Source organism: Ruegeria conchae (assembly GCF_000192475.1).
Lineage (GTDB): Bacteria > Pseudomonadota > Alphaproteobacteria > Rhodobacterales > Rhodobacteraceae > Ruegeria > Ruegeria conchae.
This window is the reverse complement of record NZ_AEYW01000006.1, coordinates 460,333-476,497: the sequence shown is the minus strand read 5'-3', so window position 1 is coordinate 476,497 and position 16,165 is coordinate 460,333. Positions and strand designations below refer to the sequence as shown.

General features: G+C 54.9%; 13 protein-coding genes. 3 read left to right on the top strand and 10 right to left on the bottom strand.

What is annotated here, in order from left to right; all coding sequences use genetic code 11:
- Positions 1-77 precede the first annotated feature (77 nt).
- Entirely contained in the window at positions 78-1,091 is a 1,014-nt protein-coding gene (gene bmt / locus G7G_RS0106815) for a betaine--homocysteine S-methyltransferase (protein WP_010439907.1), read from the top strand.
- 8 nt (positions 1,092-1,099) lie between these two features.
- On the opposite strand, the gene G7G_RS0106810 is transcribed toward bmt, so the two are convergent.
- The 10 genes from G7G_RS0106810 to G7G_RS0106765 all read right to left on the bottom strand — a co-directional run bounded on the left by G7G_RS0106810 (position 1,100) and on the right by G7G_RS0106765 (position 12,516).
- Complete coding sequence (locus G7G_RS0106810) at positions 1,100-1,876, bottom strand: enoyl-CoA hydratase-related protein (RefSeq protein WP_010439905.1); 777 nt, start codon at positions 1,874-1,876, stop codon at positions 1,100-1,102.
- A 73-nt stretch (positions 1,877-1,949) separates the two neighbouring features.
- Positions 1,950-2,405: a cytochrome c-type biogenesis protein gene (locus tag G7G_RS0106805; protein ID WP_010439901.1), complete on the bottom strand. Its 456-nt coding sequence runs from the start codon at positions 2,403-2,405 to the stop codon at positions 1,950-1,952.
- Positions 2,402-4,366 carry a heme lyase CcmF/NrfE family subunit gene (locus tag G7G_RS0106800; RefSeq protein WP_029621790.1) on the bottom strand — a complete coding sequence of 655 codons (1,965 nt, stop codon included), beginning with the start codon at positions 4,364-4,366 and terminating at the stop codon, positions 2,402-2,404. Before G7G_RS0106800 ends, G7G_RS0106805 begins: the two co-directional genes overlap by 4 nt.
- A gap of 74 nt (positions 4,367-4,440) precedes the next feature.
- A complete protein-coding gene (locus tag G7G_RS0106795; protein WP_010439889.1) occupies positions 4,441-5,019 on the bottom strand; it encodes a holin family protein in 579 nt (192 codons plus the stop codon).
- Positions 5,010-5,621, bottom strand: a complete 612-nt coding sequence (locus tag G7G_RS0106790; protein WP_010439885.1) for a holin-associated N-acetylmuramidase — start codon at positions 5,619-5,621, stop codon at positions 5,010-5,012. The genes G7G_RS0106795 and G7G_RS0106790 overlap by 10 nt, the downstream gene beginning before the upstream one ends.
- 123 nt (positions 5,622-5,744) lie before the next feature.
- Positions 5,745-6,191, bottom strand: a complete 447-nt coding sequence (gene ccmE / locus G7G_RS0106785) for a cytochrome c maturation protein CcmE (RefSeq protein WP_010439882.1) — start codon at positions 6,189-6,191, stop codon at positions 5,745-5,747.
- Positions 6,192-6,198: 7 nt separating this feature from the next.
- Positions 6,199-7,227, bottom strand: coding sequence for an N-acetyl-gamma-glutamyl-phosphate reductase (gene argC / locus G7G_RS0106780; RefSeq protein WP_010439881.1), 1,029 nt, complete (start codon positions 7,225-7,227; stop codon positions 6,199-6,201).
- 94 nt (positions 7,228-7,321) lie between these two features.
- Entirely contained in the window at positions 7,322-8,131 is an 810-nt protein-coding gene (locus G7G_RS0106775) for a glutamate racemase (protein ID WP_010439877.1), read from the bottom strand.
- Between the two features lie 8 nt (positions 8,132-8,139).
- On the bottom strand, positions 8,140-9,018 hold the full coding sequence (locus G7G_RS0106770) for a lysophospholipid acyltransferase family protein (RefSeq protein ID WP_010439875.1): 879 nt from the start codon (positions 9,016-9,018) through the stop codon (positions 8,140-8,142).
- Between the two features lie 78 nt (positions 9,019-9,096).
- Positions 9,097-12,516 (bottom strand): indolepyruvate ferredoxin oxidoreductase family protein, encoded by a 3,420-nt coding sequence (locus G7G_RS0106765; RefSeq protein WP_010439873.1) that lies wholly within the window; start codon positions 12,514-12,516, stop codon positions 9,097-9,099.
- 169 nt (positions 12,517-12,685) lie between these two features.
- Between G7G_RS0106765 and G7G_RS0106760 the strand changes: the two genes are divergently transcribed.
- Together G7G_RS0106760 and G7G_RS0106755 are read left to right on the top strand one after the other, a co-directional pair.
- Positions 12,686-13,594: a LysR family transcriptional regulator gene (locus G7G_RS0106760; RefSeq protein ID WP_010439870.1), complete on the top strand. Its 909-nt coding sequence runs from the start codon at positions 12,686-12,688 to the stop codon at positions 13,592-13,594.
- A 268-nt stretch (positions 13,595-13,862) separates the two neighbouring features.
- The gene (locus G7G_RS0106755; protein ID WP_010439868.1) at positions 13,863-16,100 is read left to right on the top strand and encodes a mechanosensitive ion channel family protein; all 2,238 of its coding nucleotides are present in this window, start codon (positions 13,863-13,865) and stop codon (positions 16,098-16,100) included.
- Positions 16,101-16,165: the final 65 nt, after the last annotated feature.

Genomic DNA, 16,165 nt, shown 5'->3' with positions numbered 1-16,165 from the left:
TGATTTGACGCCCCGGTCATGAGACACGGGGCGTCTCATATTTTGACGGGCCACGGCCTTATTCTTGGAATACCTCAATGACAAACGCGCTCAGCACTCTACTTGAAACCGTCGACGTCATTCTTGCGGATGGTGCGACGGGCACGAACCTGTTCAACATGGGCCTGCAATCTGGTGATGCACCTGAGTTGTGGAACGTCGATGCTCCCGACAAGATTCGCGCGCTGTATCAGGGCTCGGTCGATGCTGGTAGCGATCTGTTTCTCACCAACACATTCGGCGGCACCTCAGCACGTCTAAAACTGCATGATGCCCAGAACCGTGTGACCGAATTGAACCGTATCGGAGCAGAGCTGGGTCGTGAAGTTGCAGACAAAGCAGGCCGCCCAATTGTTGTGGCAGGTTCTGTTGGCCCGACCGGTGAAATCATGGAGCCCGTTGGCAGCCTTTCGCATGCTGAAGCCGTCGAGATGTTTCATGAGCAGGCAGAGGCGTTGAAAGCCGGAGGCGCAGACGTTCTGTGGCTTGAGACCATCAGCGCCCCAGAAGAGTTCCGTGCCGCAGCTGAGGCCTTTGCACTGGCCGACATGCCCTGGTGCGGCACAATGAGCTTTGACACCGCGGGCCGGACCATGATGGGTGTTACATCCTCTGATCTGGCGATGATTGTCGAAACCCTACCCAATCCCCCTGTGGCCTTTGGGGCCAATTGCGGTACGGGTGCGTCCGACATTTTGCGTACGGTGCTTGGTTTCGCTGCTCAGGGCAGCGAACGTCCGCTGATTTCCAAGGGAAACGCGGGCATTCCGAAATACGTGGACGGACATATCCACTACGACGGAACGCCCGAACTGATGGGCCAATACGCCGTCATGGCCCGAGATGCAGGTGCGACTATTATTGGCGGGTGCTGTGGCACCATGCCTGCGCATCTGCGCAAGATGCGGGAAGCACTGGATAGCAGCCAACGCGGAGATCGACCGACCCTGGATCAGATTACATCGGCGCTTGGTCCGTTTACCTCAGCCTCAGATGGCACCGGCGACGAGGCGGCGCCTGAACGACGAACACGACGTCGCCGCCGCGCCTGAATGATCTCTCAGCGCCCCTCGAATTTCGGGGAGCGTTTTTCCAGAAATGCCACCACACCTTCGGCAAAGTCACGGGTTCTACCGCATTCGCCTTGCAGGTGCGCCTCGGCGGCAAGCTGTTTCGGCAATGTTCTATCGTAGGTCCCCCGGATCGCTTGTTTGATTGCCCGGAACCCGGCAGTTGGGCCATTAGCCAAATAGGTGGCCCGTTCGCGCCAATGCGCGTCGAACTGATCGTCAGAGACTGCTTCCCAGATCAACCCCCAGTCGTCCGCCTGACGCGCGCTGATCTTGTCAGCAAACAAAGCAGCGCCCATCGCTTTGGCAAATCCCATCTGACGCGGCATGAACCAAGTTCCACCAGCATCAGGCAGCAATCCGATCCGAGCAAAGGCCTGCAGGAAATAGGCGCTCTCGGTTGCGATTACGACATCGGCACAGAGTGCGAGATTCGCCCCTGCCCCTGCTGCCGCCCCGTTAACGGCCGCGATCGTTGGCACCGGGCAGTCGTAAACCGCCTCAAGCATAGGCTCATATTCATCCCGTAATGCTCGTTCGAGATCGATCTTTCCTGTGCTCGACGCGTCCCCTAGATCCTGGCCAGAACAGAACGCAGGCCCAGCCCCTGTCAAAACAATTGCTCTGGCATGGCGAGCCGCTTCTTTCATCGCATAGGTGATCTCGGCCCGCATCTGCGTCGTCAGCGCATTCATCTTGTCTGGTCGGTTCAATGTCAAAACCGCCAAATCATCGGTAATATCCAGAAGGATCGCTTCGTATTCCATGTACATCCTCACCTGCGCAGTGTTTCGCAAAACCCTGACGCAAATGTGGAAAAAGGAAAAGCAGAACCGCGCGTCAGTCTTCCAAGATTTGGCGCAAGCGTTCCTGTTCTTCATCGGTCAGCGCATCAGAATGCGCCGCTTGTTGATGCCGCGAACGCTTCCGCAAAAAGCTCCAGCCCATGCCCGCCGCGATCAGCAACATGATCGGGCCCGCCAACCAAAGCATCAGATTGGCTCCGGTCGTGGTTGGTTTCAGAAGAACGTATTCGCCATAGCGATCAACGATAAATTCGACTGCCTCTTGGTCCGTATCGCCCGCAACAAGACGTTCCCGCAGAAGAATGCGCAAATCACGCGCAAGCTCGGCATTACTTTCATCAATGCTTTCGTTCCGACAGACCAGACAGCGCAAGCCCGTGCTGATATCCCTCGCCCGCGCTTCAAGCGCCGGGTCATCCAGAACCTCGTCCGGCTGAACAGCCAAAACCGGTGACGCGATCAGCAGCACTATCAAAAGTAAACGTTTCATTCGGCCGGCACCCCACCTGCAGGCGTCTTACGCGCACCAGCTGCGACCCGGAAACGGCGGTCCGAAAGGCTGAGCGCACCTCCCAGAGCCATCAAGATACATCCGCCCCAAATCCAGTTGGCGAGAGGTTTGATGTAGGTTCGCATCACCCAGCCGCCATCCGCCTGTTGATCACCGATCACAACATAAAGATCACGCAAGAAACGATAGTCAATCGCGGCTTCTGTCGTCGGCATGCGCGCCACGGGGTAGTCACGCTTTTCAGGGTTAAGCGTCGTGACAAAACGCCCATCCTGTTCCACCATCACATCCGCCATGGTCGAGAAATAGTTCGGTCCCTGGACCCGGCGCACATCCTGCAATGTCAAAGTGAACTGCCCAACTTCGAATGGCTGACCGGGTTGGGCGACTCGAATATCTTCGACTTCCCAAGCTGTCAGTCCCGCGATGGCAAACATTGTGACACCCAAGCCAGTATGGGCGACGGCTTTACCCCAATCAGCACCCGGAAGGCGGAACAGGCGTGCAAGGCTGCCTTTGCGGCCTGTTCGGCTCCAAAGATCGACAAGAGCACCGAACGTAATCCAAGCGCCTAGGAACAGACCAACAGGCCCTAAAGCGCTGCGCCCTGTCTGTATCACCCAGACCAGTATCGCCAACGCTACTGCAAGAATGAATGCATAGCGCAGAGACCACGCCGCGCGACCCAACCTGCCCCGCTTCCAGGGCAGCATAGCGCCAACAGGCAGCACGATCCCCAGGGCAATCATGAATGGTGTGAAGGCCGCATTAAAAAATGGCGCTCCGACCGAGAGTTTCCGGTCAAATGCCATCTCAGCCACCATGGGCCACAGCGTACCAAAGAACACGACGAAACAACTGACTGCCAGCAGAATATTGTTCAGAATCAGCGCGCTTTCCCGGCTGACCATCCCGAACACTCCCTTTGCTTCCATCGCCTGCGCACGGGCAGCAAACAGGGTCAGTGCGCCGCCGATGAAAATCACCAGAATGAACAGGATGAATACCCCCCGTTCGGGATCATTTGCGAAGGCATGGACCGAGGTCAAAAGCCCCGAGCGCACGATAAAAGTCCCGATCAGCGAGAACCCGAAGGCGATGATCGCCAGCAAAATAGTCCAGCTTTTTAGCGCCTCGCGCTTTTCGACAACGATGGCCGAATGCAGCAGCGCTGCGGCCAGCAGCCAGGGCATAAAGCTGGCATTTTCGACCGGATCCCAGAACCAGAAACCACCCCAACCCAATTCGTAGTAGGCCCACCAAGACCCCAGTGCGATACCAATGGTCAGGAAAATCCACGCTGCAAGCGTCCAAGGTCGCACCCAACGGCCCCATGCCGCGTCCACGCGGCCTTCGATCAGGGCCGCGACAGCAAAGCTGAAGGCCATGCTCAGGCCAACATAACCCAGATAAAGAAACGGTGGGTGAAACGCCAGGCCCGGGTCCTGCAACAGTGGGTTCAGGTCCCGACCGTCGAAAGGTGGAATTGGCAAGCGATCGAACGGATTAGACGTGAACAAAATGAATGCGAAAAACGCAACAGCGATGGCTGACTGCACCGACAGAACTCTTGCTTTGAGCGTCGGGGGCAATCCGCCGCCAAAGATCGCAGCCATCGCCCCGAAAATTGTGACGATAAGGACCCATAGCAGCATCGAGCCCTCGTGGTTTCCCCAAGTCCCACTGATCTTGTACAGCATCGGCTTGGCGGAATGGCTGTTCTCAACCACAATCCGCAACGAAAAGTCGGACGCCACGAAGGCCCAGACCAATGCTCCAAACGAAAAAGCGGTCAGCAAAAACTGCGCAATGGCCGCAGGTTCAGCGAAAACGATCCATCCGTTCCAACGTTTGGCAGCCCCGACCTGAGGCACCACAGTCTGAACAATGGCGACCAGGAAGGCTAGGATCAGTGCGAAATGGCCGAGCTCTGTAATCATGACGCGCTTATACTGCGGCAGGTCGGCATGTGCCATTAACATTCGTCAAGTATCGCCGCACATAGTGTCGCGCCTCAGGCTGCGCGCAGCCGTCGCCAATCTTCTAGTGCAGGGTTGAAATCGGCCTGTATTACTGCTTCGGTCAAGGCCGCGTCCGACCGGGTATCCGCGATGCCGGGGCTGTCCTCGCGAAATTCACGGATTGTCGCAAGGTTGGCCAATACTTCTGGCGCTTGCAGCACCGTTTGATTGATCTCGCGCTGAAAATCCTGCGCTTTGATCTGATGCCTCGCGCCAAAGTAGAATGACACGATCACACCCAACAGCCACCACAGCGGTTCCGGCACCAGTGCAATGCCTTGCATGCGCGCCGCAAACCAGAGCGGGTCGATCATAGCGGCAAGAAACAGGCACAAGGTGCCCAACGCCAAAGCCGGGCGCGGCAGACGATTCAGCCCGTCCATGAATCGATCAAACCCCCCTTTTCTGGGAACTTGGAACTCGGCCCCGAACTGCACCATCGCCGCACTGCGTAACGCTGTGGTCCGCTGCGCCGCGCTTTCAGCATTTTCTCGAAATATCTCGGTAGTTTCACGAACCACATTGCGGCCTCCACCGAACAACAGGGCTAAAAGGCCAGAAATCAAACCCATCCTGAAATCCTCCTCTGAAAGTCTGCATCCGTCAGGTGATACTGAGGAGACAAAAACTCTTCAGCGCGCGTGATCCAACCGCCTTTGCCCCCGGCCCGAGTTCGGGCATATTTACGTAGTGAAACCCTCCGATCTGCTAACCGGAAATAATAGTTACGCCGTGCGACGCCATAGGCATCTGTTAGGGCCTGAGGTTTTGGTTTGGCAGCAGCATCTGTTGCACGTGCGGTTTGGGGGCCGATCACGCCATCAACCGCGACCTCAAACCCCATTTGGCACAGCAGGCTTTGCAATATTCTGACTGCCTGCGAACCCGCATTGACGTACATATCAAACACCGAGGCCTGTACAGCCTGGGGCAGCAACCCAAGGCGAGGCCTTTCAAAATAGTGGTCGACAAAGATGTCTATGGCCTGCGCCCTGGTCAGAACTTTCACATCCCGATGTGTCACAGCACCGTCGCGATCCAGATCAAGACCCAAACGCTGCATGGTGTGGATCGTCACACCAAATTTTGTTGCCCCACCGGGATCGTCGGGATCGTCGACAAAGCCACCTTCCCGCGCCACGATTTCATCTGCGATCTGTCGAACCGTCCGCATGCCCGCCCCCTTTAGTGTGGTCAGGCTAACGGTCCGGCAAATAAGTTAATCCGACGATAGAACAAAGGGCGCTGCGTGTTTCTTGCACGCAACGCCCTCAAGATTTCAATGCTTTGGAACTAATCAGCTGTCGCCGGCTTCTTTGTAAACACCTTGCTCTTTCAATGCGTCCACAACCTCTTTCGGCATATAGGTTTCATCGTGTTTCGCAAGGATTTCAGTGGCTTCGAAGACACCGTTCACATAGCTACCTGTACCGACCATACCTTGATTTTCTGAAAACAGATCAGGCAGGACACCCGTGAAAGCGACTTTGACGCTTTCACCGCCATCGGTGACGACGAAATACACAGTTTCACCCTGCCCACGTATGATCGAGCCCTCTTCGACAAGCCCACCGATGCGGAACACTTCGGACGGCTTAGGCGGCTCGGCGATCACTTGACTGGGTGAACGGAAGAAGTTGATGCCATCTTTCATGGCCACCCCAATCAACGCCGTCGATAAGGCAAGGGCCACCGCGGCTAGCACAATGATCTGTATTCGACGACGTTTCTTGAGCGTTTTCATACCGTCCTCACGGGAACAGAGGGGCCATCATCAGCCCTTGGGTTTCATCCTCACCTAACATCAGGTTGGCGTTCTGCAAGGCTTGCCCGCTGCTACCTTTTGTCAGGTTATCCAAAGCTGCCACAACGATCGCGCGCCGTTCTATCCGATCGGCGACGACACCGATATGGCAAAAGTTCGACCCCCGCACATGGTGAGTCGAAGGGGTTTCGCCAAAGGGCAGCATCTCGATGAACGGCTCATCCTCATAGGCCGATTGCAAAGTCTCATAGACGCTCTGTGGATCGCCCTTTACGTAAGAGGTCGCCAGAATGCCCCGATTGGCCGGGATCAGATGTGGCGTGAATTGAATATGAACGGTCCGACCGGCAAGTTCAGAAAACTCCTGATCGAACTCACCCAGATGCCGGTGTGTCCCACCTACTGCATAGGCATTTGCTCCTTCGCTGAGCTCTGCGTGCAGAAGGTTTTCTTTCAGTGCCCGACCTGCGCCTGAAACTGCGCATTTCAAGTCTAGAATGATGTCATCCAGATCAATCACGCCCGCTGATATCAATGGCCGCAGCACATATTGCCCGGTCGCTGCGTTACAACCAGTACCTGCGACGAGCCGCGCAGAACGGATATCATCACGATAGAATTCAGTTAGGCCATAAACGGCTTCTTCCTGATGTCCCAACGCGGCGTGCGGGTTGCCGTACCATTTCTGATATTCGTCTCCGTCCCGAAGCCGGAAATCAGCCGAAAGGTCAACGATTTTCAATGTGTTGGGTAGATCACGGATGACTTCCTGGCTGGTCTTATGCGGCAGTGCGCAAAAGCAAAGGTCGATCTGGGAAAAGTCGATCTCGGAAATTTTGCAAAGCACCGGCAAATCCATATGGCGCAAATGCGGAAAGACCTGCGCCATGGTCTGCCCGGCCTTCCGCTCGGCGGCCAATGCCTTGATTTCCATATTCGGATGCCCGGCGATCAGCCGTACCAGTTCCGCGCCGGTATAGCCGGAAGCACCGAGAATTGCGATTTTATGGGTCATGTCAGACCTCTTTCATTCATGTGTCACATGGGGTGACCGCCGATGCGACGGTCAACGAATTACAAAATCAGAAAAGCGCCGTCCTTGACCAAAATCAGGCGGCTTCAAAGGTGATTTGTCGTCGGAGGAATTGCGTTGCGCGATCCGACACTGTGCTGGGCTTGCCGGTGGTTAAGAACCCACCTGCACCTTCGCCGAGCATGTTTGGGTGACGTTTCAGGTAGTCTGCAAGGCTTTCAGCCACCAAGTCTCCTTGGCTATAAACCTTCACATTAGAGCCTAATGCATTCTGAAACGTTTCCGCCATCAAGGGGTAATGGGTGCAACCCAGAATAGCCGCTTGCGGTTCCGGCATCTTGCGTTTTAGAGCGTCAACATGACTGCGCACCAAGGCTTCGGCCAAGATCATATCGCCATCCTCAATGGCGTCGACCACACCGCCACAAGCCTGCGCCTCAACATCAACGCCAATCGCCCGGAATGCCAATTCCCGCTGGAACGCCCTGCTAGACACAGTCGCGGGTGTCGCAAACAGCGCGACATGTTGCACTTCGACCTCGCGCGGAGGTGAATTGTCACCCCATTGCCGCTCGGTCAGCGCTTCGATCAATGGAACGAACACGCCCAGTACCCGCTTTCCATCTGGCACACCCGCCTCCTGCATCCGGCGCAGAGCGGCAGCACTGGCTGTGTTGCAGGCCAGAATCACCAGATTGCAGCCGCGATCCCAAAGATCATGAACGGCAGTGCGGGTCAGGTCGTAGATGTCTTCAGCATCGCGAACGCCGTAAGGCGCATGCGCGCTGTCCGCAAAATATAGGAAATCCACGTCCGGCAGATGTTTCTGCGCGGCGTTCAAGACGGTTAGACCGCCCAACCCGGAATCAAAGATACCTACTGCCATTTGCCCCTTTAGGCGCGATGCCGTTCCTCAAATTCATAGCCGTAGTCATAAGACTTTAATGGCTCTGGAGACAGCTCATACGTCGCTTTGCGCAGGAAATCCATCATCTTGCGCGTATCCTTGCCCAATGGGTCCAGAATGTCGCGCCCGATGGGGTCTCCAACAACCACGCGCACTGGAGTATCAACACGTTTTTTGAATTCTTTGATTAGAAGACCCATGCGCAACGTGTTGTGCAGATGGCTTGCAATCTGGAACAATCGCGAGGTGTGTCCATCAAAAAACACCGGCACAACAGTCGCATCAGATTTGGCCACCATCCGAGCGGTAAATCCGCGCCACCCTGGGTCCATCGGATGCGCAAATGGCTTCGCAGCCGTGCTGACGGTGCCACCTGGAAATATCCCGATTGCCCCGCCGTCGCTTAAATAGCTTAGAGCAGTCTTGCGGGTCTCAAGGTTCAATCGCATCGCCTCTTTGGTGGCATCAAAAGAGATTGGCAGGACGATCCGATCCAAATCTTCAGCTTTGCGGAAGACATGGTTGGCAAGAATACGAAAATCTCCGCGCGTCTGAGACAGGATATGACCCATCATCAGCCCGTCCAGAATGCCGTATGGATGGTTCGCAATCAAAATCAGGGGGCCATCTTTGGGAATGTTCGATAACGCGCCACCAACCACATCCAATGTCAGCCCATAGCGTTCCATCATCACCGACCAGAAATCACGTCCCTGTGCGACTTCCTGATGGTAGCCATCTGCGCGACGGATAAGACGCAAGCGGCCCGTCGTGTTTTCCATCAACTTGATCACCATACGCCCACCCCGCGTTTCTGCGGAATGAGCGTAGGATATGTCACGAGCGACGTGATGATGCGGCGGCATTGGCTACTCCGGTTTGCTACCGACTAAATATGACGAGGTAACCAATTTGCCTAGATTTTATGACAGGATTGTAAAGCCTCACTCTGCCGCAGCTTGCATTTGAGGCCCGCCATCGCGGATAACAGCCAGCAATTCTTCGCGCCGTTTCGCGGCCTTGGCCTCATTCGCGACCAGAACCGGACCAAATCCACGAATCTCCAAAGGCAGAGCGGCAAGCGCCGTAATTGCATCGCTAGTCTCGGGTGTCAGCTTGGGCAGAACCTCTTTCAAATCCTTTTCATACTGACGGATCAAAGCACGCTCCATTTTGCGCTCCGCCGTGTAACCGAACAAATCCAGTGGAGTGCCACGCAGAACTTTCAGTTTTGCAAGCACTTTCAGAGGGCCAAGAAACCACTCGCCAAAGGCTTTCTTGGCCGGACGTCCATTATCGCCCTTTGTGCCCAAAGTCGGCGGTGCAAGATGGAAGGTCATTTTGAAGTCGCCGTCAAACTCGGCCTCTGCCTTCTGGCGACTGTCGAGCAGCAACCGTGCGACCTCATATTCATCCTTATAGGACAAGAGCTTATGGTAGCCTTTGGCGATCGCTTCACGGACCTTCTGATCATCGACGCTTTCGACCAAATTACGATAGCGTTTGGCCAATCGCTTGCTCTGATAGTCGATCAGATGTGCCGCGCGGAAATCGATCATCTGATCCAACGATTTAGGTAAATCGGCCACGTTCGGCCTTAGGATTTTGTTGACCTCTTCGTGATGGGTCACAGCCCAGCGGCCAACTTCGAACGCGCGTTTGTTGCGTTCGACCGCCGCACCGTTCAGTTCAATCGCTTCCATGATCGCCTGATGACTGATCGGTAGCAGGCCACGCTGCCATGTGGCGCCAAAGACCATCATGTTGGAATAGATCGAATCCCCCATCACCGCGCGGGCCAGATCGGTTGCATCGAACAGTGCGACCCTATCCTTTAGCCGTGCTTGCAGGGCAAGCTGCAGCTGATCACTTGGAATAGTAAACTCGGTATCTCGAGTGAAATCACCGGTAATGATCTCATGGCTGTTCACGACTGCCCCGGTACGACCAGTCTGCGTTAGACCCAGCGTTTTTGCCCCTGCCGAGACCACCAGATCACCGCCGATCAGCGCGTGCGCTTCACCAGTGGCGACACGGATCGCGCTGATGTCTTCTGGCTGGTTTGCAAGCCGGCAGTGGATATGAACGGCACCGCCCTTTTGTGCGAGGCCCGCCATCTCCATCATGCCTGCCCCTTTACCGTCGATCTGTGCAGCCTGTGCCAGTACCGCACCTATCGTGACGACGCCTGTGCCGCCAACACCCGTGATTACGACATTATGGGTTCCATCGATCTGCGGCAACTCAGGTTCCGGCAGGTCAGGTAAATCAAGCTCAGTGGTGGCTTCTTTGCGGATTTTCGCGCCTTCTACCGTCACGAAGGAAGGGCAGAACCCATTCAAGCATGAGAAGTCCTTGTTGCAGCTCGACTGATCAATTGCACGTTTGCGCCCGAGCTCGGTCTCTTTCGGGACAATTGAGACACAGTTCGACTGGACGCCGCAGTCCCCGCAACCTTCACAGATATCGGTATTGATGAACACGCGCTTGTCCGGGTCCGGGAACGTGCCCCGCTTGCGCCGCCTGCGCTTTTCGGCAGCGCAGGTCTGGACATAAACAATGACTGATACGCCCTCGATTTCGCGGAACTTTTCCTGAACCTGCATCAGTTTGGCACGCTCAAAGGTCTCGACGCCCGAGGGTAGCGCCCCGAAGTTCACATCTTCTTTTTCGTCATAGACGATGGCAACGTTGCTGACACCCATCGCGCTGACCTCAGCAACGATACGCTCAGCACTCAGACCACCTTCGTTCTCTTGCCCACCAGTCATGGCAACGGCATCGTTGTATAGAATTTTGAAGGTTATATTGGTGCCAGCCGCCAACGCGGCCCGGATCGCTTGAACGCCCGAGTGATTATAGGTTCCGTCGCCAAGATTCTGAAACACGTGTTTGGTGGTCGAGAACGGAGCCTCGCCAATCCAGTTCGTCCCTTCACCGCCCATCTGGGTGAATCCGGTAGTTTCGCGATCCATCCATTGCACCATGTAATGACAGCCAATCCCGGCATAGGCACGGCTGCCTTCCGGCAACTTGGTCGAGCTATTATGCGGGCATCCTGAACAAAAATAGGGCAATCTTGCTGCGATTTCCTGAGCATTATCAGCGCGGCGCGCCTCGTCCAGTTTTGCAAGACCTGCGCGAACGCCATCAGTATCATGGCCTTCCTCAACCAGAATCTGCCCAAGTTTTTCAGCAATCATGATTGGATCAAGCGCCCCTCGGGTCGGGAACAGCTCTTCGCGGTGCAGAGTCCCTGCTCCACCTTTGTACCAGCCGTAAACGCGACGACCACGCCGATCGTCGAAGATCGCCTCTTTGACCTGAACCTCAATCAGCTTGCGCTTTTCCTCGACGATCACAATCAGGTCGAGACCTTCCGCCCAATCGTGGAAACCCCTCATATCCAGAGGGAAGGTCTGGCCGATCTTGTAGGTTGTAATGCCAAGTCGCTCAGCCTCGTCTGCATCAATGTTCAGTAGTGACATTGAGTGCATCAGATCAAGCCAGTTCTTGCCCGCGGCAACAAATCCGATCTTGGCACCGGGTTTTCCCCAGACCCGTTTGTCCAGTTTGTTCGCATGAGAGAACGTCTCAGCCGCAAAACGTTTATAGTCAATGACCCGCGCTTCCTGTAGATGCGGCGTGTCTCCCAGCCGAATGTTCAGTCCTCCTTCGGGCATATCGAACTGAGGGATAGTTATCTGCATCCGATCGGGGCTGCCATCCACGACCGAAGTGACCTCGATCGTGTCCTTCATCGTTTTCAACCCGACCCAAACCCCAGCAAATCGGCTTAGCGCAAATCCGTAGACGCCGTAATCCAGGATTTCCTGAACTCCGGCCGGGCTGACGACTGGCATATACATATCGACCAAAGACCATTCAGACTGATGCAGAACGGTCGAGCTTTCGCCAGTATGATCGTCGCCCATGGCCATCAGGACGCCGCCATGTTGCGCGGTACCGGCCATGTTGGCATGACGCATCACATCTCCGGACCGGTCGACCCCAGGGCCTTTGCCATACCAAAGGCCAAATACACCATCGAACTTGCCGTCGCCACGTAACCCGGCTTGCTGACTGCCCCACAATGCGGTGGCGGCAAGATCTTCATTCAGACCGTATTGAAACGTCACATCGCTTTCGGCCAATTGCTTTTCAGCGCGCGACATCTGCAAATCGACAGCCCCGAGGGGTGAACCTCGATATCCCGTAACCAGACCTGCGGTATTAAACCCCGTCGCGCGGTCACGTTCTTTCTGCATTAACATCAGACGCACCAACGCCTGCGTTCCGTTTAAAAGAACCGGGCTTTTGGATAGATCAAACCGATCATTTAACGTGATCTTCGGCTGACTCATCTGACGTCTCCCCTCGTCGGATTAGTGTGCTGTATCTTTAGGTATTTTAGGTCACAATTACTGACCTGTATAGTAATTTTCTCCTTTGCCGTAACGATTTCCCGGTTTGAATGTGGAATTTGTTACGTGTTTCATATAGGGCTGCCGAAAGATAACGAAAGTTGCGACGATGGATTGGGACAAGCTCAGAATATTTCACGCGGTTGCGGATGCAGGCAGCCTCACACATGCAGGGGACAAGCTCAATTTGTCTCAATCTGCTGTGAGCCGTCAAATTCGCGCTCTCGAAGAATCACTGGATGCGACCTTATTCCACCGCCATGCGCGTGGCCTGATTCTAACTGAACAAGGCGAATTGCTGTTCGACGCGACTTCGGCAATGTCCAAACGTCTGGACACTGCGGCTGCAAGAATTCGGGACAGCGAGGACGAGGTGTTCGGTGTTTTGCGTGTTACCACCACGTTTGGTTTCGGCACGCTCTGGCTCGCGCCTCGACTGCCCAAGCTTTACGAAAGATATCCCGATCTCAATATTGATCTGATGTTGGAAGAACGCGTTCTTGACCTGCCGATGCGCGAAGCCGACGTCGCCATCCGCATGAAAGAGCCCAGTCAGGCGGATTTGGTGCGCAAGCGCCTGATGACAGTGCAAATGATGCTCTATGCCACCAAAACCTATCTGGACAGCCACGGCGGCAAACCTGAGTCTCTCGAAGAAATCACCAAGCACAGATTGATCTGCCAGACACCATCCGCGCCTCAGGTCGGGGCCGGCGCTTCGATGGTAAAGCACCTAATGACCTATAATCCTGGATCGTTATTAACCGTGAACAACTATTTTGGCGTTCTGCAAGGTGTACTCCACGATCTTGGAATTGGTGTCCTACCCGACTACGTAACTGAGGACTTTCCCGATCTGGTTCCGATCCTGTCAGACATCGAAACTGCTGATGTACCAGTTTACCTCGCTTATCCCGAAGAGCTTCGCCATTCCAAGCGGATCGCGGCCTTTCGTGATTTCGTGCAGGACGAAATCATCGCCCACCGCAAACATCTGAGGCAGATGGGGAAACTCTAGCCATGCACTCAGGTCATAGCGGGCATGACGATCTTATCTCCTATTAAACCTTGATCGTTAACAAACTGATCCCTAAATGAGCAATTGAAGGCGATGATGCTGTAACGCTCATCATCTTCATACCTCCCTGTTGGACTACGGCCGAGCTTAGTGCTCGGCCTTTTTTTTGGCCTTACGTTCGGCAATTCTCAGGAAAGCACTGGGAAAATTGAATACACGAGCCTATGATCCCGAAAAAACACTTAAAATCGTGTTCGAGGGCTAATTCATGTTCCATTCATTGCGCCTATTGTTGGCGATGATTTCAGTCTTGTTTCTGGCGGTGCCGCTGCACGCACAAGACACAAGCACAACTTCTTCGGTTACGATCCCCCAGGATCTAACGCCTGAGCAAGTCGATGATCTGGTTGCGCGTATGTCTGATGACCAGGTACGGGCGATCTTGCTTGAACGCCTTGATGCAGTTGCCGAAAAACATGCCGCAGAGAAGGAAGGTCACGAAGATCCGCTGACTGAACTGAACGAGATCTGGGCGGAAATGGTTACCTCCTGGACGCAAGTACTAACGACAGTTCCCAATATCGTCAGTGCGCAAATAAAAGCGTTCAGCAATTTTGCGGATAAATTCAACGAAACCGGGGTCCTTACCTTGATCGGGCTAGTGCTATCGGTCCTACTGGTCGGATATGTAGCAGAAAAGCTGTTCAGCATATTAACCCGTCGCTGGTCAAAGGCATCCGAAGTCGGAGATGAAGCTGACCTTAGGGGAGCCGTGCAGTACCTATTCCGCCGGTTTTGCCGCGAAATTGCCGGTCTCATCGTGTTCTACGTGGTTATCCGGGCGCTTGGTCGCGCATTACTGACCCCCGAACAAATCACGTTTGCCGCACCATTCGTATTCTTCTTGATTTGGGTCCCGCGTCTTGGGGCAGCTGTGTCGCGATTTGTACTCGCGCCGCAAAAACCTCAATACCGCTTGGTGAATATTGATGACCACTGGGCTAAATACCTGCACAGAAATCTGATTGGCCTTCTGATCCTGATCGGTTTCACGCTATTTGTTGTCCGCTTCAATGGACTCAACGGAATTACTCCAAACGAGACGCGCATCGGCTTTTGGCTGAATGCGGCAATCCACATCTATATCGGTGTAATCGCCTGGACTGCTCGTGAAGGACTGTCGCAGATGATGCTGGGCACAGACCCGGATCGCACCAAGTTTGATGAGGAAGTCGCGCATTATTACCCCTACTTCGCCATTGGCGTGTCGGTGGTGATCTGGTTGCTCGTTGAATTCCTCGTGGCACAGCGTAATCCGGCAATCTTGCGCGTGCTTGGAACCGGGGCGCATTTCACCACTATGTTCTGGCTGTTGATCGCACCAGCGCTAGACACGTTGATACGTGGATTGGTGCGCCATCTGCAGCCACCGCTATCGGGTGAAGGACCTTTGGCGGAACGCGCCTATCGCTCGGCCAAGCGCAGTTATATCCGGATTGGGCGGGTTATTGCGGGGCTGTTCGTGGTCCTGATGATTTCGCGTGCCTGGCAACTTGACCTTCGCCATGTCGCATCAGCTGGCATCGGAGCAGAAGTCGGTGGCGCGGTCATACAGTTCCTGCTGATCATCGCGGTCGGCTATATCTTGAACGAGATTGTCTCACTCTGGATCAATCGTCGTCTGGCGAAAGAACAAACTGCCGCGGAAGAGCTGGATGAAGAAGCTGGCGGCGAAGGTGGCGGAGCTGGTGGTTCGCGCCTGGCAACGGTTCTGCCTTTGCTGCGGATCACCGCACAGGTCACAATCTGCGTCATCTTTGGCCTGCTGGCGTTGAGTGCGCTTGGGATCAACATTACACCGCTACTGGCCGGTGCTGGTGTTCTGGGTCTGGCTATTGGCTTTGGCGCGCAAAAACTGGTGGCCGATATCGTAGGTGGTATTTTCTTCTTGATCGATGACGCCTTCCGTGTCGGCGAATATGTCGATGTCGGCGGTACGATGGGAACGGTCGAAAAGATCTCGATCCGCTCCATGCAATTGCGCCACCATCGCGGGCCCGTTCACACGATCCCATATGGCGAGATTCAGAAGTTGACCAATTTCAGCCGCGACTGGGTCATCATGAAGCTCAAGTTCACAGTGCCTTTCGATACCGATCCCAATAAGGTCAAAAAGATCTTCAAGAAGATCGGTGCCGAGATGATGCAGGACGAGACTCATAAAGATGGGTTCCTGCAGCCGTTCAAATCTCAGGGTGTGTTCGACTTTGATGATGTCGGTATGATCATCCGAGGCAAGTTCATGGCCAAGCCGGGCAAGCAGTTCACGCTGCGGAAGGAAATCTTCAATCGCGTGAAAGCAGAGTTCAACGCCAATGGCATCGACTTCGCCCGCCGCGAGGTGCGCGTTGCGATACCTGGCAGCGAGAATATGACTGAAGAACAAAAAGCAGCCGCCGGTGCAGCTGCAGCTGATGCCGTCAACAAAGGTCAGAACCCGGCCTAAATCGGTAGGATTGGCGCTGGGATTTTACAGCGCCAATCTATAAGCCAACCTCCAGATGTGCGGAA